The sequence below is a fragment of the Nocardioides piscis genome, assembly GCF_011300215.1.
Taxonomy (GTDB): Bacteria; Actinomycetota; Actinomycetes; order Propionibacteriales; family Nocardioidaceae; genus Nocardioides; species Nocardioides piscis.
This window is the reverse complement of sequence record NZ_CP049866.1, coordinates 3,141,776-3,164,296: the sequence shown is the minus strand read 5'-3', so window position 1 is coordinate 3,164,296 and position 22,521 is coordinate 3,141,776. Positions and strand designations below refer to the sequence as shown.

The 22,521-nt window shown below is 70.0% G+C and carries 21 protein-coding genes and 2 pseudogenes; 8 read left to right on the top strand and 15 right to left on the bottom strand.

What is annotated here, in order from left to right:
* Nucleotides 1–14: 14 nt before the first annotated feature.
* From whiA to G7071_RS15510, 6 genes and pseudogenes are all read left to right on the top strand, one after another.
* Nucleotides 15–1,001: a DNA-binding protein WhiA gene (gene whiA, locus G7071_RS15535; RefSeq protein ID WP_166320246.1), complete on the top strand. Its 987-nt coding sequence runs from the start codon at nt 15–17 to the stop codon at nt 999–1,001.
* Nucleotides 1,002–1,079: 78 nt separating this feature from the next.
* The gene (gene gap, locus G7071_RS15530; RefSeq protein ID WP_166320244.1) at nt 1,080–2,075 is read left to right on the top strand and encodes a type I glyceraldehyde-3-phosphate dehydrogenase; all 996 of its coding nucleotides are present in this window, start codon (nt 1,080–1,082) and stop codon (nt 2,073–2,075) included.
* 3 nt (nt 2,076–2,078) lie between these two features.
* A complete protein-coding gene (locus G7071_RS15525; protein ID WP_215727628.1) occupies nt 2,079–3,293 on the top strand; it encodes a phosphoglycerate kinase in 1,215 nt (404 codons plus the stop codon).
* A 31-nt stretch (nt 3,294–3,324) separates the two neighbouring features.
* The gene (tpiA, locus tag G7071_RS15520; RefSeq protein ID WP_166321209.1) at nt 3,325–4,095 is read left to right on the top strand and encodes a triose-phosphate isomerase; all 771 of its coding nucleotides are present in this window, start codon (nt 3,325–3,327) and stop codon (nt 4,093–4,095) included.
* Nucleotides 4,096–4,131: 36 nt separating this feature from the next.
* Nucleotides 4,132–4,365 carry a preprotein translocase subunit SecG gene (gene secG / locus G7071_RS15515; RefSeq protein ID WP_425489432.1) on the top strand — a complete coding sequence of 78 codons (234 nt, stop codon included), beginning with the start codon at nt 4,132–4,134 and terminating at the stop codon, nt 4,363–4,365.
* A gap of 37 nt (nt 4,366–4,402) precedes the next feature.
* Nucleotides 4,403–4,761, top strand: a pseudogene (locus tag G7071_RS15510) (RNA polymerase-binding protein RbpA).
* Here G7071_RS15510 and G7071_RS15505 read toward each other — a convergent pair.
* The 7 genes and pseudogenes from G7071_RS15505 to tkt form a co-directional block, all read right to left on the bottom strand.
* On the bottom strand, nt 4,751–5,329 hold the full coding sequence (locus tag G7071_RS15505; protein ID WP_166320238.1) for a hypothetical protein: 579 nt from the start codon (nt 5,327–5,329) through the stop codon (nt 4,751–4,753). The pseudogene G7071_RS15510 and the gene G7071_RS15505 overlap by 11 nt on opposite strands.
* 128 nt (nt 5,330–5,457) lie before the next feature.
* On the bottom strand, nt 5,458–6,189 hold the full coding sequence (pgl, locus tag G7071_RS15500; RefSeq protein WP_166320236.1) for a 6-phosphogluconolactonase: 732 nt from the start codon (nt 6,187–6,189) through the stop codon (nt 5,458–5,460).
* On the bottom strand, nt 6,186–7,097 hold the full coding sequence (locus tag G7071_RS15495; RefSeq protein ID WP_166320234.1) for a glucose-6-phosphate dehydrogenase assembly protein OpcA: 912 nt from the start codon (nt 7,095–7,097) through the stop codon (nt 6,186–6,188). Before G7071_RS15495 ends, pgl begins: the two co-directional genes overlap by 4 nt.
* 56 nt (nt 7,098–7,153) lie before the next feature.
* A complete protein-coding gene (gene zwf, locus G7071_RS15490; protein WP_166320232.1) occupies nt 7,154–8,689 on the bottom strand; it encodes a glucose-6-phosphate dehydrogenase in 1,536 nt (511 codons plus the stop codon).
* Nucleotides 8,686–10,373: pseudogene (gene pgi / locus G7071_RS15485) on the bottom strand (glucose-6-phosphate isomerase). The gene zwf and the pseudogene pgi overlap by 4 nt, the downstream one beginning before the upstream one ends.
* Nucleotides 10,370–11,479 carry a transaldolase gene (gene tal, locus G7071_RS15480; protein WP_166320230.1) on the bottom strand — a complete coding sequence of 370 codons (1,110 nt, stop codon included), beginning with the start codon at nt 11,477–11,479 and terminating at the stop codon, nt 10,370–10,372. Before tal ends, pgi begins: the two are co-directional and overlap by 4 nt.
* A gap of 42 nt (nt 11,480–11,521) precedes the next feature.
* Complete coding sequence (tkt, locus tag G7071_RS15475) at nt 11,522–13,645, bottom strand: transketolase (protein WP_166320228.1); 2,124 nt, start codon at nt 13,643–13,645, stop codon at nt 11,522–11,524.
* 111 nt (nt 13,646–13,756) lie between these two features.
* On the opposite strand from tkt, the gene G7071_RS15470 reads away from it, so the two are divergent.
* Nucleotides 13,757–14,728 carry a heme o synthase gene (locus tag G7071_RS15470; protein WP_166320226.1) on the top strand — a complete coding sequence of 324 codons (972 nt, stop codon included), beginning with the start codon at nt 13,757–13,759 and terminating at the stop codon, nt 14,726–14,728.
* Here the strand turns inward: G7071_RS15470 and G7071_RS15465 are convergent.
* From G7071_RS15465 to G7071_RS15430, 8 genes are all read right to left on the bottom strand, one after another.
* A complete protein-coding gene (locus G7071_RS15465) occupies nt 14,674–15,606 on the bottom strand; it encodes a COX15/CtaA family protein (RefSeq protein ID WP_166320224.1) in 933 nt (310 codons plus the stop codon). The genes G7071_RS15470 and G7071_RS15465 overlap by 55 nt on opposite strands.
* Nucleotides 15,607–15,608: 2 nt before the next feature.
* Nucleotides 15,609–16,388 (bottom strand): ABC transporter permease, encoded by a 780-nt coding sequence (locus G7071_RS15460; RefSeq protein ID WP_166320222.1) that lies wholly within the window; start codon nt 16,386–16,388, stop codon nt 15,609–15,611.
* Nucleotides 16,385–17,323 (bottom strand): ABC transporter ATP-binding protein, encoded by a 939-nt coding sequence (locus tag G7071_RS15455; RefSeq protein ID WP_166320220.1) that lies wholly within the window; start codon nt 17,321–17,323, stop codon nt 16,385–16,387. The genes G7071_RS15460 and G7071_RS15455 overlap by 4 nt, the downstream gene beginning before the upstream one ends.
* Before the next feature lie 35 nt (nt 17,324–17,358).
* The gene (locus G7071_RS15450) at nt 17,359–18,009 is read right to left on the bottom strand and encodes a glycerophosphodiester phosphodiesterase (RefSeq protein WP_166320218.1); all 651 of its coding nucleotides are present in this window, start codon (nt 18,007–18,009) and stop codon (nt 17,359–17,361) included.
* Nucleotides 18,006–18,779: a phosphatase PAP2 family protein gene (locus G7071_RS15445; protein ID WP_166320216.1), complete on the bottom strand. Its 774-nt coding sequence runs from the start codon at nt 18,777–18,779 to the stop codon at nt 18,006–18,008. Before G7071_RS15445 ends, G7071_RS15450 begins: the two co-directional genes overlap by 4 nt.
* A 99-nt stretch (nt 18,780–18,878) precedes the next feature.
* On the bottom strand, nt 18,879–19,763 hold the full coding sequence (locus G7071_RS15440) for a lysylphosphatidylglycerol synthase domain-containing protein (RefSeq protein ID WP_166320214.1): 885 nt from the start codon (nt 19,761–19,763) through the stop codon (nt 18,879–18,881).
* A gap of 137 nt (nt 19,764–19,900) precedes the next feature.
* Nucleotides 19,901–20,761, bottom strand: a complete 861-nt coding sequence (locus tag G7071_RS15435; protein ID WP_166320212.1) for an ABC transporter permease — start codon at nt 20,759–20,761, stop codon at nt 19,901–19,903.
* Nucleotides 20,758–21,756 carry an ATP-binding cassette domain-containing protein gene (locus tag G7071_RS15430; protein ID WP_166320210.1) on the bottom strand — a complete coding sequence of 333 codons (999 nt, stop codon included), beginning with the start codon at nt 21,754–21,756 and terminating at the stop codon, nt 20,758–20,760. Before G7071_RS15430 ends, G7071_RS15435 begins: the two co-directional genes overlap by 4 nt.
* Nucleotides 21,757–21,885: 129 nt before the next feature.
* Here G7071_RS15430 and G7071_RS15425 point away from each other — a divergent pair, with 129 nt between their 5' ends.
* The gene (locus G7071_RS15425) at nt 21,886–22,509 is read left to right on the top strand and encodes a TetR/AcrR family transcriptional regulator (RefSeq protein ID WP_166320208.1); all 624 of its coding nucleotides are present in this window, start codon (nt 21,886–21,888) and stop codon (nt 22,507–22,509) included.
* Nucleotides 22,510–22,521 lie beyond the last annotated feature (12 nt).

The following is a 22,521-nucleotide window of genomic DNA, read 5'->3' as shown; positions in this document are numbered from 1 at the left end:
GAAAGGATCGGCGTATGGCGATGACGGCGCAGGTGAAGGCAGAGCTCGCCAACACCCAGATCACCAAGACCTGCTGCCGGAAGGCCGAAGTCGCCACGATGCTGCGGTTCGCCGGCGGCCTCCACATCGTGAGCGGCCGGATCGTCGTCGAGGCCGAGCTCGACACCGGTGCTGCGGCCCGTCGGCTCCGCACCGACATCTCCGAGGTCTACGGCCACCAGTCCGACGTCGTCATGGTGCAGGGCAACGGCATCCGCAAGGGCAGCCGTTACATCGTCCGCGTCGTCAAGGACGGTGAGGCCCTGGCCCGCCAGACCGGCCTGCTCGACCAGCGTGGGCGTCCGGTCCGCGGCCTGCCGCCGGCCGTGGTGTCAGGCGGCGGCTGCGACGCCGTCGCGGCCTGGCGGGGTGCGTTCCTGGCCCACGGGTCCCTCACCGAGCCCGGCCGCTCCTCGTCGCTCGAGGTGACCTGCCCCGGGCCCGAGGCTGCCTTGGCCATCGTCGGCGTCGCCCGCAGGCTCGGGATCAGCGCCAAGGCCCGCGAGGTGCGCGGGGTCGACCGCGTCGTCATCCGCGACGGTGACGCCATCGGAGCGCTGCTGACCCGCCTGGGCGCGCACGAGTCGCTGATGGCCTGGGAGGAGCGCCGCATGCGGCGCGAGGTCCGGGCGACGGCCAACCGCCTCGCCAACTTCGACGACGCCAACCTCCGTCGCTCCGCGCGCGCCGCCGTTGCAGCCGGGGCCCGTGTCGAGCGTGCACTGGAGATCCTGGCCGAGGAGGTGCCCGACCACCTCAAGCTCGCCGGTCACCTGCGGCTCGAGCACAAGAACGCCTCGCTGGAGGAGCTCGGTCAGCTCCACGAGCCGGTGCTGACCAAGGACGCGATCGCAGGCCGGATCAGGCGGCTCCTGGCCATGGCCGACAAGCGCGCCGAGGAGCTCGGCATCCCCGACACGGAGTCCTCGCTGACCCCGGAGATGCTGGCCGACGAAAGCTGAGCCCGACCCCGCGATAGGGTCGTGGGCGTCGTCGGACGACCGGCACCGGTCGTCGTGCTCATGATCGAAGGAGTCCCAGTGACTGTCCGCGTTGGTATCAACGGCTTCGGCCGCATCGGCCGCAACTTCTTCCGGGCGGTTCGCGCCTCCGGGGCCGACATCGAGATCGTCGGGGTCAACGACCTCACCGACAACGCCTCGCTGGCGCACCTCCTCAAGTACGACTCGATCCTGGGACGCCTGGACGCCGAGGTCTCCAGCGACGACACCTCGATCAAGGTCGGCGACCAGTCGATCACGGCGTTCGCCGAGCGTGACCCCGCCAACCTCACGTGGGGCGACCTCGGTGTCGACGTCGTCGTCGAGTCCACCGGCTTCTTCACCGACGCCACCAAGGCGCGCGCCCACGTCGACGCCGGCGCCAAGAAGGTCATCATCTCGGCGCCCGCGTCCAACGAGGACATCACCGTGGTGATGGGCGTCAACCACGAGCTCTACGACCCCTCGAAGCACACGGTGATCTCCAACGCCTCGTGCACCACCAACTGCCTCGCCCCCATGGCCAAGGCGCTCCACGAGGAGTTCACGATCGTCAAGGGCCTGATGACGACCGTGCACGCCTACACCGCCGACCAGAACCTCCTCGACAACATCCACAAGGACCCGCGTCGCGCCCGCGCCGCCGCCCTCAACGTCGTCCCCACCTCGACCGGTGCCGCCAAGGCGATCGGCCTGGTCATGCCCGAGCTCAAGGGCAAGCTCGACGGCTATGCCCTCCGCGTCCCGGTTCCCACGGGTTCGGCCACCGACCTCACGTTCGAGGCCGGCCGCGAGACCAGCGTCGAAGAGGTCAACGCGGCGGTCAAGAAGGCCGCCGACGGCAAGTTCCTCAAGTACTCGACCGACCCGATCGTCTCCTCCGACATCGTCACCGACCCCGCGTCGTGCATCTTCGACGCGCCGCTGACCAAGGTCATCGGCAACCAGGTCAAGGTCGTCGGCTGGTACGACAACGAGTGGGGCTACTCCAACCGGCTCGCCGACCTGATCACCCACATCGGCACCACGCTCTGATCCGTGTCGACCCACACTGCGGACATCGCCTCCCTCGGAGACCTCCGGGGCAAGCGGGTCCTGGTCCGCTCCGACCTCAACGTCCCGCTCGACGGTGACACCATCACCGACGACGGCCGGATCCGCGCCAGCGTGCCCACGATCAGGCAGCTCTCCGAAGCCGGAGCCCGCGTCCTGGTGGTCGCACACCTCGGGCGTCCCAAGGGTGCGCCCGACTCGGCGTTCTCGCTCGCTCCCGTGGCCGCCCGGCTGGGGGAGCTGCTGGGCCGCGACGTCGCCTTTGCGACCGACACGGTGGGTGAGAGCGCCAACGAGACCGTCGCCGCGCTCGGTGACGGCGACGTCGCCGTGCTCGAGAACGTCCGCTTCAACGAGGGCGAGACGAGCAAGGACGACGAGGTGCGGGGCTCGTTCGCAGGCCAGCTGGCGAAGCTCGCCGACGCGTTCGTCTCCGACGGGTTCGGTGTCGTGCACCGCAGGCAGGCGAGCGTCTATGACGTCGCCAGGCTGCTGCCCTCGGCCATGGGCAACCTGGTCAGCGCCGAGATCAACGTGCTTCGTCGACTCACGGTGGACCCGCAGCGCCCCTACGTCGTGGTGCTCGGCGGCTCCAAGGTCTCCGACAAGCTCGGTGTCATCGACAACCTGCTCGAGAAGGCCGACAAGCTGCTGATCGGCGGCGGGATGGTCTTCACCTTCCTCAAGGCCCAGGGGCACGAGGTCGGCAAGAGCCTGCTCGAGGAGGACCAGCTCGACGTCTGTCGCCGCTACCTCGCCGAGGCGACCGAGCGTGGGGTCGAGATCGTCCTCCCCACCGACATCGTCGTCGACACCACCTTCCCGTCCGGTGACGCCGACCCGTCCCCGCAGGTCGTGGCGGCCGACGCCATCCCGGCCGACGCCCTCGGGCTCGACATCGGCCCGGAGTCCGCGAAGGCCTTCGCCGCTTCGCTCGCCGATGCCCGGACCGTGTTCTGGAACGGGCCCATGGGGGTGTTCGAGGTCGACGCGTTCGCCGGCGGCACCCGTGCGGTGGCAGAGGCACTGACCAAGGTGGACGGCCTCTCGGTCGTCGGCGGTGGCGACTCTGCGGCCGCCGTACGCCAGCTCGGGTTCGACGAGGCCTCCTTCGGTCACATCTCGACGGGTGGCGGGGCGTCGCTCGAATACCTCGAGGGCAAGGAACTGCCCGGCATCGCTGTTCTTGAAAGGGACTGAGCCCGTGACGACCACGCTGCGCACGCCGCTGATGGCTGGCAACTGGAAGATGAACCTCAATCACCAGGAGGCAGTCGTCCTGGTCCAGAAGCTCGCCTGGACCCTGTCGGACAAGAAGCACGACTACGGCAAGGTCGAGGTGGTCGTCGTGCCGCCGTTCACCGACCTGCGCTCTGTGCAGACGCTGGTCGACGGCGACCGGCTCTCGATCAAGTATGCCGCGCAGGACGTCTCGACCCACGACAGTGGCGCCTACACCGGTGAGATCTCCGCCGGCATGCTCGCCAAGCTGGGCTGTTCCTACGTCGTGGTGGGCCACTCGGAGCGGCGCGAACATCACGCTGAGACCGACGAGGTCGTCAACGCCAAGGCCCACAAGGCCCTGGCTGCAGGGATGACCCCGATCGTGTGCGTCGGCGAAGGTCTCGAGGTCCGGCAAGCGGGGCAGCACGTGCCCCACACGCTGGCGCAGGTGGAAGGTTCACTCGCTGGCTTCACGGCCGAGCAGGTGGCCGGCCTGGTGGTGGCCTACGAACCCGTGTGGGCCATCGGCACCGGCGAGGTCGCGACCCCGGACGACGCGCAGGAGGTGTGCGCGGCCATCCGCGCCCGCATCAGGGAGCTCCACGGCGACAGTGCCGCGGACTCCGTCCGCGTGCTCTACGGCGGCTCGGTCAAGGCCGCCAACGTCGCCGGCATCATGGAGAAGGCCGACGTGGACGGCGCCCTGGTGGGCGGCGCCAGCCTCCAGGTCGACGAGTTCGGTGGGATCTGTCGCTTCTATGAGATGCCGGTCCTGTGACTGTGCACGTCCTGACGTAGGCTGCCGCTCGTGGAAATGCTCTTCACTGTCCTGCTCGTTGCGACGAGCGCCGTCCTGATCCTGCTCGTCCTCCTGCACAAGGGACGTGGCGGCGGTCTGTCCGACATGTTCGGAGGCGGTGTCTCCAGCTCGCTGGGCGGTTCGTCGGTCGCCGAGCGCAACCTCGATCGTTTCACCATCGGCATGGGCGTCATCTGGTTCGCGTGCGTGATCGCGCTCGGACTGCTCAAGGCCTACAGCGGTTCATGATCAAGTTTCCGCAGGAATTGAGAGAAAGAGACTGACGGTGGCTGGTGGAGGGAATGCGATCCGGGGAGCCGGGTCGGCGCTGGTCCGATGGGTGAGGCGGAGCGCGGCGAGGCCGCCCCACGTCAGCTGATCACCTATTTCTGCGCACACGAGCACCGCTCGGTGGTCGCGTTCGCGGTCGAGGCCGCCGCGCCGGACAACTGGGACTGCCCCAAGTGCGGGCTCCCGGCCAGTCGTGACTGCGACAACCCGCCGCCGGCGCCGAAGAACGAGCCCTACAAGACCCACCTCGCCTACGTGAAGGAGCGTCGCTCCGAGACCGAGGCTGCCGACATCCTCGACGAGGCCATCCAGCTCCTGCGCAGTCGGCGCAAGTCGGGCGACATCATCTTTTGAGGCTCTCGGCGCAGCTTCTCGCGTCGGCGAGGGTGATCGGCTCGGGTGAGCAGAGGTCAGCCCTCAGTCCGGTGACCAGTGCGGCCAGCGCCCGAACCGCCCCCGACTGCTCGTCAGGCAACCATCTCCGGATCATGGCGTGCTGCTCCTGCTCGCCGAACACGGTGGCGGCTCCGACGGCGGCGTCGCTCCTGCCGGCCTCGCAGATGGCGAGCCAGACGCGGGCGAAGACGATGCCGTCCTCGTCCGCGGGAAGCAGCCGCTTCGCCACTGTCGCAGCGTTCGGGCCAGGTGGGTTGTAGGCACCAGCCAGCTGGTAGGACAGCAGCTGCGTCCAGCGTCGCGCGTAGCGCCATGCGATCTGCTCCCGGAGCGGTTGCACGCCGCCAAACCACGCTTGGACCGACTGCTTCGACATGTTCCCGCGCGCACCGACATTCGCCAGGGTGACGGCTTGCCAGCCTTGTTCAGCCATGACCGGGATCGCCAGGTCAGTCGCCATGTCAGCCTTGGCCTGACTGGTGAACGCGAACATGGGTCGGTCACGACGATGGGAGAGAGCTGCCACGCCATGAGCGAAGCAGCATGACGCGCGCGTCGCACACGCTCCTCCACAGGGTCCCCCTGCGAGGCCCTCAACTCGATCATTGACTGACGTCAGTCAATGATCGAATCGACCTCCGCGGTCCTGTCGGATCAGCGGGGGATCCGGCTGGCTGCGGCCTCATCGATGAGCCAGACCGTCTCCGAGGTCCCGCGCACGCCGCGGGCCGGGATCTCGTGCCGATCCCCACCGTCGATGGCCGCGGCGACGGCGTCGGTCTTGTCGCCGCCGCTGACCAGGAACCACACGGCCTTGGCGCGGTTGATGGCCTCGAAGGTCAGGCTGACCCGGTCGGGTGGAGGCTTGGGGGAGTCGTGGACCGCCACCGCGATCTGGTCGGTGACGTCGAGCGCCACGTGCCCGGGGAAGAGCGATGCGACGTGCCCGTCCGGGCCGACGCCGAGCATCAGGACCTCGAAGGAGCCCGCCCCCACGGAGCGCATCGTCGCGGAGTATGCCGACGCCGACTCCTCAGCCGTTGCGACTTCGTCGGCCGCGGGGACCTCGTGGATGTTGTCCGGCGACAGGGGCAGCTGGTCGAGCAGGGCGGAGCGTGCCTGGTGGGCGTTGCGGTCGGGTGAGGACGCTGGGACGAACCGCTCGTCACCCCACCAGATCACGACGCGCGACCAGTCGACCGACGAGTCGGTGGCACGGCGGGCGACCTCGCGGTGGATGGCATCGGCGATCGAGCCGCCGGTGAGCCCGATGTGGGGGACCTCTCCGCGGCCCTGCGCCTCCTCGATGCGGGAGAGCAGCCGGGACGCGACGTCGCCGGCCAGGGTCGAGGCGTCCTCGTGGACGACCATCTCCGGCGCCGTCATGACGACTTCCTCAGCGCCACCAGGCGCTTCGCGGTCGAGGCATAGACATCGTCCTCGTCCAGGCGACGCAGCTCCTCGGCGAGCAGGGCAGGCACCTCGCGCCGCTTGAGCGCAACGGGTCGGTCGGGTCGGTCGGGGGAGGAGAACGTGGCCAGCCGTCCGTCGGCACGGGAGATGGTGATGGGGCCTTCCTTGGTCTCCAGCGAGACGTCGGTGATCCCCGGACCGTCCGAGCTGTGCCTGGTCACCTCGACCTTGAGCCGGTCGGCGAGCCAGGCGACCAACAGGTCTGCGCTCGGGCTGATCCGTTCAGCGGTCACCGAGGCCCCGGTCACCTTGAGCGGGTGCTGGTCGAGGGCTGCGGCGAGCAGGGCCCGCCAGGGCGTGAGGCGGGTCCAGCTCAGGTCGGTGTTGCCGGGCGCATAGACCTTGCACTGGTTCAGCATGGCAGTGGACTTGCCGCGGGTGACCGCGGCGGAGTCGGTGATCCGCCGCCGGGCCAGGGCTCCCAGGGGGTCGGCGGCCGGATCAGCCGGAGCCGTGGTCGGCCACCAGATCGCGACGGGGGAGTCGGGAAGCAGGAGCGGCAGGACCACAGACTCGGCATGCCGGACCACCTCGCCCTTGAGCCTGATCAAGGCGGTCTCGCCGCCCCACCCGTCGCCGCTGCCGACCTGTGCGTTGACCTGCGGGGCACCGCGACCGTCGCCGAGGATCACGCCGAGCACGCGGGAGGGATGCTCGCGCGAGGCTCGCTGCGCGGCCTTCATCGCCTCGGAGGCGTCCTCCTCGGGGGTGACGATGATCAGGGTCATCACCATCCCCATGGCGGGGCTGCCGGCCCGGGTCCGGGCACGGACGAACTCGGCCGCGATCCGCGACGAGGTGGTGTCGATGAGCTCGATCATCTCGGGGTCCCCTCGGAATCGGGAGCGAAGCGAGGGATTGCGTGGGGTGAGGTCATCTAGGGTCTCCGCCAGACTCGGTCGTCGCGGGCCAGCATGGCATCGGCTGAGGCTGGGCCCCACGTGCCGGCCGGGTAGGGCTCCGGCTTGCCCTTGCGTGCCCAGTGCTCGATCACCGGGTCGAGGAGTCGCCACGACTGCTCGACCTCCTCGTGCTGGGGGAACAACGGCGGCTCGCCGAGCAGGACGTCGAGGATCAGCCGTTCGTAGGCCTCGGCGCTGGCCTCGGTGAACGAACCGCCGTACGCGAAGTCCATGTTGACGTCGCGGATCTCCATCGCCGTCCCCGGCACCTTGGAGCCGAACCGCATGGTCATGCCCTCGTCGGGCTGCACGCGGATGACCAGGGCGTTCTGGGTGAGCTCCTCGGTCGTGGTGTCGTGGAAGGGCAGGTGCGGTGCCCGCTTGAACACGATGGCGACCTCGGTGACCCGTCGCCCCAGCCTCTTGCCTGTGCGCAGGTAGAACGGGACCCCGGCCCAGCGACGCGTCTCGACGTGCACGGTGATCGCCGCGAAGGTCTCGGTGGCCGACGTCGACGTGATCCCCTCCTCGTCGAGGAAGCCGATCACCTTCTCGCCGCCCTGCCACCCGGCGGCGTACTGCCCGCGTGCGGTCGTGGTGTCGAGGCGGCGGGGGAGCTCGGCCGAGGCGAGCACCTTCTGCTTCTCCACCCGCAGGCTCTCGGCGTCGAAGGAGATGGGCTCCTCCATCGCCACCAGCGCCATCAGCTGCAGCAGGTGGTTCTGGATGACGTCGCGCGCTGCGCCGATGCCGTCGTAGTAGCCGGCGCGGCCCCCGATGCCGATGTCCTCGGCCATCGTGATCTGGACGTGGTCGACGTAGTGGGCGTTCCAGATCGGCTCGAACATGTTGTTGGCGAAGCGCATCGCCAGGATGTTCTGAACCGTCTCCTTGCCGAGGTAGTGGTCGATCCGGAAGATCTGCTCGGGCTCGAAGACCCCGGCCAGGACGTCGTTGAGCTCGCGGGCCGATTCGAGGTCGTGCCCGAACGGCTTCTCCACCACGACCCGGCGCCACTGGTCATCGCGGCCGTCGGCGAGGCCGTGCTCCTTGAGCTGACCGACCACGGTGCCGAAGAAGGCGGGTGGGATCGCGAGGTAGAAGGCCATGTTGCCGCCCGTCCCGCGCAGCTGGTCGAGCTCCTCGACCGTGCGCCGGAGCTGCTCGAAGGCGTTGTCGTCGTCGAACTCTCCCGGCACGAACCGGAATCCCTCGGAGAGCTGCCTCCACACCTCCTCGCGGAAGGGGGTCCGGGCGTGCTCCTTGACCGCGTCGTGCACGATCTGGGCGAAGTCCTGGTCGGCCCAGTCACGCCGGGCGAAGCCCACCAGGCTGAAGCCGGGCGGCAGCAGCCCGCGGTTGGCAAGGTCATAGATCGCCGGCATCACCTTCTTGCGCGACAGGTCGCCCGTCACCCCGAAGAGCACCAGCCCGCAGGGTCCGGCGATGCGCGGCAGCCGACGGTCCTGCGGGTCGCGCAGCGGGTTGTGCCCGGACTCCGTGGCGCTCACCGGCGGTTCTCCCGGTAGTAGGTGATCAGGGCCCTCGTCGAGGCGTCCTGCTCGGCGAGTACGGCGACGTCGCCACCCACCGCAGGGGTGAGCTGCTGGGCCAGCTGCTTGCCGAGCTCGACGCCCCACTGGTCGAAGCTGTCGATGCCCCACACCACCCCCTGGACGAAGGTCAGGTGCTCGTAGAGCGCGATCAGCTGACCCAGCACTGCGGGGGTCAGGGCCGGGGCCATGATCGAGGTGGTGGGCCGGTTGCCCTCGAAGACGCGGGCGGCGACGCCCGCTTCGTCGAGCGGGTCGTCGGCATGTTCGGCGCGGACCTCGTCGGCGGTCTTGCCGAAGGCCAGGGCCTTGGTCTGGGCGAAGAAGTTGGCCAGCAACAGCTCGTGGACGTCTGCCCCCTGCCCGTCCTCGGAGTCGTCGACGAGGGGGTAGTCCGGGTTGGCGAAGGCGATGAAGTCGGCCGGCACGAGCTGCGTGCCCTGGTGGATGAGCTGGTAGAAGGCATGCTGTCCGTTGGTGCCCGGCTCCCCCAGAACACCTCTCCGGTCTCGGCACTGACCGGCGTCCCGTCCCACCGCACGCTCTTGCCGTTGGACTCCATGGTGAGCTGCTGCAGATAGGCCGGGAACCGGTGCAGCAGCTGGGCATAGGGCAGCACCGCGTGCGTGGCGGCGCCCAGGAAGTTGTGGTGCCAGATGTTGGTCAGGCCCATCAGCACCGGGACGTTCGCGCGCAGCGCAGTGGTGCGGAAGTGCTGGTCCATGGCGGCGAACCCCGCCAACAGCTCGGCGAAGCGCTCCGGCCCGATCGCGATCGCGAGCGAGGTGCCGATGGCGGAGTCGACGGAGTAGCGCCCACCCACCCAGTCCCAGAACCCGAACGCGTTGTCGGGGTCGATGCCGAAGTCGGCGACCTTGTCGAGGGCGGTGGAGACGGCGACGAAGTGCCTGGCGACCGCGTCGTCGTGCTGTCCGAGCGCGTCGAGCAGCCAGCTGCGGCACAAGCGCGCGTTGGTCAGCGTCTCCAGCGTGCCGAAGGTCTTGCTGGCGACGATGAACAGCGTGGTGGCCGGGTCGAGGTCGGCGAGGGTGCGGGCGGTGTCGGTCGGGTCGATGTTGCTGATGAAGCGACACTCCAGACCGTCCTGGACGTATGCCGCCAACGCCTCGTAGGCCATCACGGGACCCAGGTCGGAACCACCGATGCCGATGTTGACCACGGTGCGGATCTGCTCGCCCGTCGCGCCGGTCCAGGCACCCGAGCGGACCCGCTCGGCGAAGGCGTAGACCCGCGTCAGCACCTCGTGCACGTCGGCGACGACGTCCTGGCCGTCCACGGTCAGCGATGCCGACCGGGGCAGCCGCAGCGCGGTGTGCAGGACGGCGCGGTCCTCGGTGGCGTTGACGTGCTCACCGGCGAACATCGCGTCGCGCCGCGCGGGCAGGCCGACCTCCTCGGCCAGGGCCAGCAGCGCGTCGAGCACCTCGTCGTTGAGCAGGTTCTTCGACAGGTCGACGCGGAGGTCGGCCGCGTCGAAGGAGAAGCGCCCGGCCCGGTCCGGGTCGGTGTCGAACGACGCCCGCAGGTCGGGGGCGAATCCGCTGCTGAGGTCACCCAACCGCGCCCACGCCGCGGTCGTGGTGCAGTCGACCGGCGCCGCGGGACCGCCCGACGCGGTCAAGACGTGCCGCCCGCCGCCTCGAGCTGGCCGCGGACCGTGTCGAGCAGCTCGTTCCACGAGACGACGAACTTCTCGACGCCCTCCTCCTCGAGGGTGGAGATCACGTCGTCGTAGTCGATGCCGGCCTCGGCCAGCGCCGCCATCGTGGCGTGCGCGTCGTCATACATCGTGGTGACCCGGTCACCGTTGACCTCGCCGTGGTCGGCGAAGGCCTGCATGGTCTTCTCGGGCATCGTGTTGACGGTGTCGGGGGCAACGAGCTCGGTGACATACATGGTGTCGGAGTAGTCGGGGTTCTTCACACCCGTCGAGGCCCACAATGGCCGCTGCCTGTTGGCGCCGGCCGCCTCGAGGGCCTGCCAGCGGTCGCCGCTGAAGAACTCCTCGAACGCCTGGTGCGCCAGCCGGGCGTTGGCGATGCCGGCACGCCCGAAGAGCTCCTTGTCGGCACCGGCGGCCTCGAGGCGCTTGTCGATCTCGCTGTCGACGCGCGAGACGAAGAAGGACGCCACGGAGTGGATCTTCGACAGGTCCTGGCCGTTGTCGCGAGCCTTCTCGAGACCGGCGACGTAGGCCTCCATCACGCCGCGGTAGCGCTCCAGCCCGAAGATCAGGGTCACGTTGACGCTGATGCCCTCGCCGAGCACGTCGGAGATGGCCGGTGCCCCCTCGGTGGTGGCCGGGATCTTGATCAGGCAGTTCTCCCGGTCCACCGCCTTCCACAGGTCCTTGGCGGAGGCGGTGGTGGCCTCGGTGTCGGCAGCCAGCGCAGGGGAGACCTCGATCGAGACCCGGCCGTCCACGCCGCCGGAGGCGTCGAAGACGGGACGCAGGACGTCGCACGCGGCGCGGACGTCGCCGGTCGTCAGCTGGAAGACCGTCGTGTCGACGTCGGCCCCGGACTTCGCGAGGTCGCGCACCTCGGCGTCATAGCGCTCGCCATCGGCCAGGGCCGAGGCGAAGATCGACGGGTTGGTGGTGACCCCGACCACGGAGTGGGAACCGACGAGATCGGCGAGGTTGCCAGTCTCGATCCGTTCGCGGGACAGGTCGTCGAGCCAGATGGACACGCCCGCGTCTGCGAGAGTCTTCATGCGGTCACTCATGGTTCCTCCTGATGGTTGGTCTGGGGGTCCCGGCGCGTGAGCTCAGTCGGTGGACACCCGGATGCTGTCGCGGGCGGCGTCGGCGACTGCCTGGCCGGTCATGCCGTATTCCTCATAGATGCGTGCGTAGTCGGCCGAGTGCCCGTAGGTCTCGATCGAGACGATGCGACCGTGGTCGCCGACGATCTCGCGCCAGCCCATGGCGATGCCCGCCTCGACCGAGACCCGCGCCTTGACGGTGGGCGGGATGACGCTCTCGCGGTAGGCCGGCTCCTGCTCGTCGAACCACTCACGGCACGGCATCGAGACGACCCGCGCACGGATGCCGTCGGCGGCGAGGAGGTCGCGCGCGGCCACAGCGATCTGGACCTCCGACCCAGTGCCGACGAGTACCACGTCTGGCAGGCCCTCCTCGACGTCGACGAGGACATAGCCACCGCGGTGCACGTCAGAGGTGTCGGAGAAGCCGTCGGTGCCGCGCGGGAAGACCGGCACGTTCTGCCGGGTCAGGGCGATGCCGGCGGGACGGTCGGTGTTGCGCAGCACCGCGTGCCACGCCGCAGCGGTCTCGTTGGCGTCAGCAGGACGCACGACGTCGAGGCCCGGGATGGCCCGCAGGGCGGCGAGGTGCTCGATGGGCTGGTGGGTCGGACCGTCCTCACCCAGACCGATCGAGTCGTGCGTCCAGACATAGGTGACGGGCAGGCCCATCAGAGCGGCGAGACGGACCGACCCGCGCATGTAGTCGGAGAAGGTGAGGAAGGTGCCGCCGAAGACGCGGGTGCCGCCGTGGAGCGCGATGCCGTTGAGGATCGCACCCATCCCGTGCTCGCGGATGCCGAAGTGCAGCACCCGGCCGGCCTCGGGGTCGCCGTCCCACTGATCGGTGGAGCGGTCCTTGGGGATGAACGAGGGCGCGCCCTCGATGGTGGTGTTGTTGGACTCGGCGAGGTCGGCCGAGCCGCCCCACAGCTCCGGCATCAGGCCGGCGACCGTGTTGATGACCTTGCCGGACGCCTTGCGGGTGGCGACGCCGTCGGTGCTCGGCTCGAACGTCGGCAGCGCCTCGGCGAGCCCCTCGGGCAGCGCCCGCGTCTGCATGCGGTCCCAGGTCGCGAGCACGTCTGCGGAGGCAGCCTCTCGCCAGGCGTCGAGCTGCTCCTCCCAGGCGGCTTGCGCCTCCTTGCCGCGCTGCACCAGCGAGCGAGTGTGGGCGATGACGTCCTCGGGCACCTCGAAGTGCTTCTCGGCGTCGAAGCCGAGGATCTCCTTGGTCGCGGCGACCTCCTCGGCACCGAGCGCGGAGCCGTGGGACTTGCCCGTGCCCTGGGCGTTGGGGGCCGGCCAGGCGATGACGGTCCGCAGCACGATCAGGCTGGGCTGGTCGGTGACGCCGCGTGCCTGCTCGATGGCGTCGTGGAGCGCGGGCACGTCCTCGGTGTAGCCGGTGCCGTCGTGGGTCCAGTCGACGGTCTGGACGTGCCAGCCGTAGGCCTCGTAGCGCGCACCGACGTCCTCGGTGAAGGCCACGTCCGTGTCGCCCTCGATCGAGATCCGGTTGGCGTCATAGATGACGGTGAGGTTGCCCAGCCGCTGGGTGCCGGCGATGGACGAGGCCTCGGCGCTCACGCCCTCCTGGAGGTCGCCGTCGCTGGCGAGGGCATAGATGTGGTGGTCGAAGACCGAGGCACCCTCGGCCGCGCCGGGGTCGAGCATCCCGCGCTGACGGCGGGCGGCCATCGCCATGCCGACGGCGTTGCCGACGCCCTGGCCCAAGGGGCCGGTGGTGGTCTCGACGCCCGCGGTGTGGCCGTGCTCGGGGTGACCGGGGGTCTTGCTGCCCCAGGTGCGCAGGGTCCTGAGGTCGTCGAGCTCGAGGCCCCAGCCGCCGAGGAAGAGCTGGGTGTAGAGGGTGATGGAGCTGTGCCCCAGCGAGAGCACGAAGCGGTCGCGGCCGGCCCAGTCGGGATCGGCCGGGTTGTGACGCATCACCTTCTGGAACAGCAGGTAGGCCGCCGGCGCGAGGCTCATCGCGGTGCCCGGGTGTCCGTTCCCGACCTTCTGGACCGCGTCCATGGCCAGCACGCGGGCGGTGTCCACAGCCTTCTCGTCGAGTTCGTTCCAGTCCAGCTTGGGCAACGGGGAGGTCACAGGCGTCCTTGTCATCTGGTGGCCACGGGGTGGCTGTTCTGTGTGGCGACGGGCGCGTCCGAGCCTACTCATCCCGCGGGATAGACTCGACCCCGCACCAGTTCCCGAACTCTTAGGTTTCATACCGTGTCCCAGGTCGGCCAACCGCAGGCGAGCGACCGCTCGGCCGACGCTCCGCGGGGAGACGGATCAGCGACCGTCCCCGCGCCGTCGTTCAAGGACGTGGTCGCGGCCTACGTCGGCCTGACCAAGCCCCGGGTGATCGAGCTCCTGCTCCTGACCACGGTGCCGGTGATGTTCTTCGCCCAGCGTGGGATCCCGCCCCTGGGCCTCGTGGCGGCCACCGTGGTCGGGGGCGCCCTCTCGGCCGGGTCCGCGTCGGCATACAACTGCGTCTATGACCGCGACATCGACGAGCAGATGCGTCGCACCCGTCGCCGCGCGCTGCCTCGCCACATCGTCTCGGCCCGCTCGGCGCTGATCTTCGCCACCATCCTGGCGATCGTGTCCACGGTGGTCCTGGCCCTGTGGGTCAACTGGCTCAGTGCGGGCCTGTCGGTGCTGGCCAACGCCTTCTACGTCTTCGTCTACACGATGCTGCTCAAGCGCCGCACCACCCAGAACATCGTCTGGGGCGGCCTCGCCGGCTGCTTCCCGGCGCTGATCGGCTGGACCGCAGTGACCGGCGAGCTGGCCTGGACCCCCGTCGTGCTGTTCCTCGTCGTGTTCTTCTGGACTCCACCCCACACCTGGGCGCTGGCGCTGCGCTACCGCGAGGACTACGCCGGCGTCGACGTCCCGATGCTCCCGGTCGTCAAGCCGGCAGCGGAGGTGGGTCGCCAGATCGTCCTCTACAGCTGGGTGCTCGTCGCGACGTCGCTGACGCTGTGGCCGGTCGCCGGCACCAGCGTCTTCTATCCCGTCGCCGCCGCGGTGCTGGGTGCGGTGTTCCTGCTGGAGGCGCACCGCATGTGGCAGCGCGCCAAGGCTTCGGACGCGTTGAGCGACATCAACCCGATGCGGCTCTTCCACATGTCCAACCTCTATCTGTCGCTGCTGTTCGTCGCCGTCGCGCTCGACCCGCTGCTCTTCGGCTGAGCCCACTCAGCCCGGCGCGACATGGTGCTCAGCAGCGTCCACGTCACCGCGGCCGAGACGAGCGCGGCGCCGAGCATATGGAGGCCGACCAGGACCTCCGGCAGGTCGGTGAAGTACTGCACGAAGCCCAGGACCCCCTGCACGAGCAGCAGCGCGAGCAGCGCGCCGGCGGCCCGGCGGACCACCGTGGCGCCCAGCCCGTGGGCCAGCACGGCGAGCCCGAGGGTGAGCGCCAGCAGGGCATAGACCGCTGCGGCGTGCACGTGCGACATCACCTGGGGGTCGAGACCGGTCCGTCGTGACTCGAGGTCGCCCGAGTGGGGCCCGCTGCCGGTGACGACGGTGCCGAGATAGAGCACCACCCAGGTGGCGGCGAGGACCAGCCAGGCCAGCGGGCGGAGCCGGTCGGAGGCCGGGCGCGTCGGTCCGCGCAGCTCGTCGAGCAGCGCGACACAGACCCCGATGATGGCCATCGACACCAGGAAGTGGCCGGCGACGATCCAGGGGTTGAGGTCGGTGAGGACCGTGATGCCGCCGAGGACGGCCTGGGCTGGTATGCCGAGGGCGACGACCGCAGCCAGGACTGTCGCCCGGGTGCGGCCGGTGCGCCCGACGGCGACGAAGCAGGCGATGGCGATGACCACCAGGGCCCAGGTGAGCATCCGGTTGCCGAACTCGATCGCGCCGTGCACGCCCAGTTCGCCGTGGGCGACGTAGGACTCGTCTGTGCAGCGTGGCCAGGTCGGGCATCCCAGCCCGGAGCCGGTGAGGCGGACGGCGCCACCGGTGACGACGATGCCGATGTTGGCGACGAGGTTGGCGACGGCCAGGGGCCAGGCGAAGCGGTGCAGCCGGTGGAGCCGGTCAAGGGCAGGCATGGTCATTCCCATTTGAAGGTGCGGGCGGTCAGGAGGGTCCCGAGGACGCCCCACCCGAGGAGGACGAGCAGGGCCGCCCAGTCGAGACGGGCGTCGATCAGGGCGGCGCGCATGGCGTCGCCGAGCGCGCCGGAGGGCAGCCACGAGACCAGACCGGCCGCGGCGCCATAGGACGAGGTCGGCAGGACAACGCCGCCGCCGGCCATCAGCAGCAGGTAGACCAGGTTGGCCAGCGCGAGGGTCGCCTCGGCGCGCAGCACACCGGCGACGAAGAGGCCGAGCGAGGCGAAGGCCCATGTCCCGGCCGCCACGGTGAGCGCGGCCGCCCCTGCGCTGAGGGCCGGGTGCTCTAGCGAGGGCCGCCAGCCTAGGACGAGTGCGACGACGACGAGCACCACCAGCTGGAGCAGCACGACGTTGAGCAGGGCCAGGACCTTGCCCAGCAGGAGGCCGTGCCGGGGGAGAGGGGAGGACCCGAGGCGCTTGATCACGCCGTAGCGCCGCTCGAAGCCGGTGGCGATCGCGATCGAGGTGAAGGCGGTCGACATGACTGCCAGGGCCAGCACCCCAGGCGCCAGGACGTCCACCGGTGCACGCCCGCCGAGGTCGAGACCGAGTCGGTCGGCTGCCAGGACGCCGGCGACGAGCACGATCACCGGGATGACGATGGCCAGGAGCAGCTGTTCGCCGTTGCGCAGCATCAACCGCGTCTCCATGCGAGCCTGGGCGGCCACCTGGCGAACGAGCGGGGCAGCTCCCGGAGCAGGTGCGAACACGCTCATCCCTCCAGCTCCCGACCCGTGAGGCGCAGGAACACGTCCTCGAGGTTCTGCCGGCCCAGGGCCAGCGACTCGGGCACCACGTCGTGGTTCTCGCACCAGCGCGAGACGATGCCCAGGGTGGTGCCGTCGGCGGGTCCGGTGATCAACATGCTGCGCTCCCCGAGCTGGCTGACCTCGGTCCCGGGCGCGAGGTCGCGACGCAGCGACTCCGGGGCGCCCTCGGGGAACGGGCGGGTCACGACGAGTCGGATGGTGGCCGCGCGACCGCCGCTCGTGAGCTCGGTCGGCGACCCCGACGCGATCAGCCGACCGTGGTCGATGATGTGGATCAGGTCCGCGAGCCGCTCGGCCTCGTCCATGTGGTGGGTGGTCAGCACCACGGTCACGCCGTCCTCACGGATCTCCTCCAGCAGCTCCCAGGTCGTACGCCGAGCCTGGGGGTCCATCCCGGCCGTCGGCTCGTCGACGAACACGAGCTCAGGGCGCCCGACCAGCGCCATCGCCAGGCCGAGCCGCTGCTGCTGGCCGCCCGACAGCCGCCGGTAGGGGGTGCGCCCGCAGTCGGCCAGCCCCAGCCGGTCGCTGAGCATCGCCGTGTCGAGGGGGTGGGCGTGCAGGGAGGCGATGTGGTCGAGCATCTCCATCGCCCGGACGCCGCTCCACGCGCCGCCGGCCTGCAGCATCACCCCGATCCGGGGGAGCAGCTCACGCCGCTGTCGCTGCGGGTCCAGTCCAAGCACCCGCACCGTTCCCGCCTGGGGCGGGCGGTATCCCTCGCAGGTCTCCAGCGTCGTGGTCTTGCCAGCGCCGTTGGGGCCGAGCACTGCGGTGACAGAGCCCCTCGCGACCTGCATCGACAGTCCGTCGACGGCCCGCTTGTCGCCATACGTCATGACCAGGCCCTCGATCTCGACGGCAGGTGAGGTCGAGGGCACCCGGCCATTCTAGGAAGGGGCTGTCACACCTCGGCTCACCGGGCGGCCAGGAGCGCGGCCAGCACGGACGGCTCGTCGCTGATCACCGCGTTGACCCCGATCGCCAGCGTGCCCTCGAGCGACGCCAGGTCGTTGATCGGCCAGGTCATGACGACCTCGACGTGGTCGAGCATCGAGGCCACCACGGTGCTGTCGAGCAGGGAACGATGCACCGAGACCCCGTGCACGGAGCCGCCGCGGATCCGCGTCAACAGCCGCGCCAGCTCCACCCGGTTGCGGGCCGAGAGCACGGGCCGGACGTAGGGCAGCTGCGCGAGCTCGTCCACGGCCGGCCAGTAGCGCCCACAGACCAGGAGCGGCTGGTCGTGCCCGGACTCGTGCAGGAGCTCGGTGACCGCTCGAGCGGCAGCCGTTCGGCGTCCCTTCAGGTCGAGCATGAAGGTCGCCCCCGTGCCGGCGGCGAGGAGCTCGTCGAGTCCCAGGCGCGGGGCCGATGCCGAGGCCAGCTCCCAGCGGTCCCAGAGGAAGGGGAGCGGTCCGGCCGTCTTGAGGTGTCGCACCTCGAGTCGACCCCGGTATTCGTGGACGTCGCACTCGATGACGTCCACGCCGAGCTCGTTGGCGCCGCGAAGCCCGGCCAGCGAGTTGCCCGCGCGGTGGGCCACCGCCAGTGGGGACGAGTTCATGCGGCACTCAGGGTCTCGTCCTCGGCGCTGCAGCCGGCGGGCGCGTCATGTCGTGCGCGCCGCCGTTCGAGTGCGAGGGCCGCGGCATGGGCGACCAGCACCAGGCTCACGCCGGCAACCACGTCAAGGATGTAGTGGTTGGCCGTGAACACCACAGCCACCGCCATCAGCATCGGCATGATGAAGCCGATCGCCCGCAGCCAGACCGACGACGCGGCCGCCACGATCGCCATGCCGACGAGGAGGTCCCAGCCGGAGTGCAGGCTCGGCATCGCGGCGTACTGGTTGACGAACGCGGGCGGCTGGAGGACGCGGTAGGCCTCGCTGCTGTTGGTCACGGTGTCGAGGAGACCCAGGTCCGCCAGCCGCGGCGGCATGACCGGATAGAGGGCGAAGACCACCATGCCGACGCCGCCGGAGATCATCATGGCGTCGCGCAGGCGCACGAACACGACGCGGTGGCGCCACACCAGCCACACCATCGTCGCGATGATGACCGGCCAGTGTCCCCAGATGTAGATCCAGTTGACGACCGCCTCGAGCGTCGCCGACTCGTTCACCGGGGCCTGGAGGGCACCCTCCACCTGGATCCCCAGGCGGCGCTCCAGCGCGACGACCTCCTCGGCGTTCTCCCGAGCCGTCTCGGGCGAGGCAGCCGTCCGACCCCGCACCCCGAAGTAGACGACGATCCCGAGCACGACCCACGCGACCTGCTTGACCACCCACCCGGTTCGCGCGGGAAGTCTGTGCAGCACCTGCAGTCCGGCCACGACGAGTCCTCCAGGCCCGTGTCGTGTGCGCGGTGGCTCACGACGGCGTTGCGGTCCATTGAACCGCGTCGAGCGCGCGAGGCCAATCGCTTTACGGCGTCAGGCTGCGGCCACCATGACGGCGTGCTTGTGCCGCCGCCGGGTCAGGTAGAGGCTCGAGCCACCCAGGACGATGGCGGGCAGCCAGGCCAGGGCGGCCTTCAGGGCGACTGCGGCGGCGGCGGCCACCCACGGCAGGCCCAGCGCGACCAGTGCGACGACCAGGGCCGCGTCGCGGGGACTGGCGCCGTTGGGACCGGGTACGGCGCCGGCGAGCTGGCTTGCGCCGAACGCGCCCAGCACGGCGAGCGGCTCGAGCTCGTGGCCGGTCGCGGCCACCGTCCCGAGGAGCAGGGCAGCGATCGAGAGCTGGTAGCCGGCTGACAGGAGCAGGCCGTGGGCCAGCTGTCGGGGCGCGGGCAGGGCCGGACGCCGCGGCAGCCACTGGGGTCGGACGAGGCGGACCACCAGGAGGCAGACGCCGGCGGCGACAGCGAGGCCGAGAGCGGGGAGGAGGAGGTCGACGGGGAGGGCGCTGCCCGCGAAGCCGACGAACGCAGCCAGGCCGATCGCCCCGACGAGCCGGTCGAGGCCGACGCTCACGACCGCGTCACCCCGCTCGAGTCCGGCCCCGGTCAGCCGCTTGAGACGCCAGACATCGGCTCCCACGTGGCCGGGGGTCAGGAGCCCGAGCAGCTCTGACTCGGCATACGCCCGGAGGTGCCACCACCGACCCAGGCCTGCGGGAGTGAGTGCGCGCCAGCGGAGCGGACACAGGACGTACTTGCCCAGCACCCAGGGCGCCAGACCCAGCAGCGCGGGCCACACGATCACGCTCGGGAGGCGGGGCAGCGTCAGGGCAGGGACCGCCAGGCTGACCAGGACCCCGACGACGAGTGCGGTCCGGGAGTGGACGATCGTGTGCAGGGCGGAGCGGAATCTCATCGAGCTCTTTCGGGGGGTGGCGGATCGACGTGCGACCTGTGTCGCACTGCCCCCGGTACCCCGAGGATGCCATGCTGACGCCCCCACGTCTCAATCTTCGGGACCCTCGTGCTATGAGCCCGGGCCCCTGCCCGACGTCAGCTGGCGGTGCGGCGGTTGAACGTCCGGATCGCCAGCGGCGCCACGACGGCGGTCAGCACGATGATCCAGATGATCGTCGCCAGCACGGGGTGCTGCAGGGGCAGCGCCGCGTCCTCGCGGAGCGGGTAGTCGTTGCCCCACAGCTCGCGCACGGCCTGGGTCAGGCTCGAGATGGGGTTCCACTCGGCCACGGTGCGCAGCCAGGTCGGCATCCGGTCGGTGGGCGCGAAGGTGTTGGCCAGGAACGTGATCGGGAACATCGTGGCGAACATGACGCCGTTGACCGCCTCCACCGAGCGCATCTTGGAGCCCACCCAGATCCCGACCCAGATCATGGCGAATCCCCAGCCGAGCAGCAGGAGGTAGCCCAGCGCGGCCTCGGCGATGTTGGTGTGGATGCGCCAGCCGATGACCAGTCCGGTCAAGGACATCACCACGAGGCCGATCGAGGAGTGCATCAGGCTCGAGATCGAGCGACCGACCAGCACTGCCGCCGGGTTGATCGGCAGCGAGCGCATCCGGTCGACGATGCCCTTCTCGAGGTCCGCGGTCAGTCCGACGGCGACGATGAACGAGGAGAACGCGATGGTCTGGGCCATGATGCCGCCGAGGAGCCAGGCCTTGTAGCCCGCGGCGGTGTCGATGTCGATCGAGCTGCCGAAGACGTAGGCGAACAGCAGCACGAACATCACCGGTTGGATGGTGACGTCCATCAGCATCTCGGGCATGCGCTTGATGTGGGTCAGGTTGCGCCGCACGATCGACATCGACTGACGGAGCAGGTTGGTGGGGACGATCTCCGGGCGCTCGAGCGCGGGTCGCGAAGTGAGGCGGGAGTCCTGGTCGGTGTGGCTCATGCGGAGATCTCCTCGGCTGCCTGGTCTGCTGTGGGGTCGTCGGCGCGGTCGGCGTCCTCGGCGCGGTGGCCGGTCAGGTGCAGGAACACGTCGTCCAGGCTGGGACGCTTCAGCCCGATGTCGTCCAGCTCGATCTGGCTGTCGGCGAAGATGCCCGCGATCCGGGTCATGTGCTGCAGGCCCTCAGCCGGGGCGGTGAGCTGACGTGCCCCGTGCTCCACGTGCACCTCGGCCACGTGGGAGCGCAGCATCTCCTCGGCGATGGCCAGGTCCTCCGAGCGCGAGACCGTCACCACGAGGGACGCGGCGCCGGACTGGTCCTTGAGCTGCAGGGGAGTGCCTTGCGCGATCACCTTGCCGCGGTCGATGACCACGATGTTGTCGGCCAGTTGGTCGGCCTCCTCGAGGTACTGCGTGGTCAGCAGCAGCGTCGTGCCGTCGTTGACGAGCTCGCGCAGCACCTCCCACAGCTCGAGCCTGCTGCGCGGATCGAGCCCGGTGGTGGGCTCGTCGAGGAACAGCACCGGGGGAGTCGCGATCAGGCTCACGGCGAGGTCGAGCCGACGCCGCATGCCGCCCGAATAGGTCTTGGCGATCTTGTTGCCGGCCTCGGTGAGCGAGAACCGCTCGAGCAGGTCGTCGGTCGCGCGCCTGATGTAGGCGCCGGACAGGCCGTAGAGAGAGCCGATCAGGCGCAGGTTCTCGCGCCCGGTCAGGAGCTCGTCGACGGTGGCGGCCTGACCGGTGAGGCCCATGCTGCGGCGTACGTCGCGGGGCTGGTCGACGATGTCGTAGCCCGCGACCCGGCCGCTGCCCGAGGTGGGTCGGGTCAGGGTGGTCATCATCCGCACAGTGGTGGTCTTGCCGGCCCCGTTGGGACCCAGCAGGCCGAGCACGCTGCCGGTGGGGACGCTGAAGCTGACGTCGTCGACCGCCGTCTTGTCCCCGAACTTCTTCACCAGGTGGCTGGCCTCGATGGCCGTTCCAGTCGTCATGTGTCCAAACCTAAGGAAGCAGTGCGGACAGGACGTGTCCGCTTCGTAACGGGACGACGCATCCCGCGCTCCCCGCCCTGTCATGTCTACACCGTGGACATTCAAATGTCCACACCGTAGACTTGCCGGATGGAGAGGTATCACCACGGTGACCTGCGCGAGGCTCTCGTGCAAGCGGGTTTCGACGCGGCGCGCGAGCTCGGTGCCGACGCGATCGCCCTCCGCGACGTGACCCGCCGGGTCGGGGTCACCCCCCGCGCGGCCTATCGGCACTTCGAGGACCGCCAGGCGCTCGTGCTCGCCGTCGCCCGCCGTGCGGCGGCACGGCTCGCTGCCGTCATCGATGCCCGCATCGCCCTCGACCCGGAGATGGACGCCGCGACCCGTCTCGAGTCCGTGGGTCTGGGCTACATCGCCTTCGCCCTCGACGAGCCCGGCCTCTTCGACGCGGCCTTCTTCGCCATCGGCGACATGCTCTCGGCCGACGCGCCCGAGGCGGCTGCAGCGGGCGGTCGCACTCCCTACCAGCACCTGCAGGACGCGCTCGACCGACTGGTGGCTGCGGGTGACCTGCCGGCAGCGTCCGTCGGGGACGCCGCGATCATGTGCTGGTCGGGGGTGCACGGCTTCGCCACGTTGACCGCTCGGGGTCCGCTTCGCGCCCTGCCGCGCGAGGTCGTGGACGAGCAGGCCTGCCGCCTGGTCGGCGCGATCGTCGAGGCGGTCACGGCAAGTAAGGCCACCCTTGCTTGAAGCGCGGGAAGC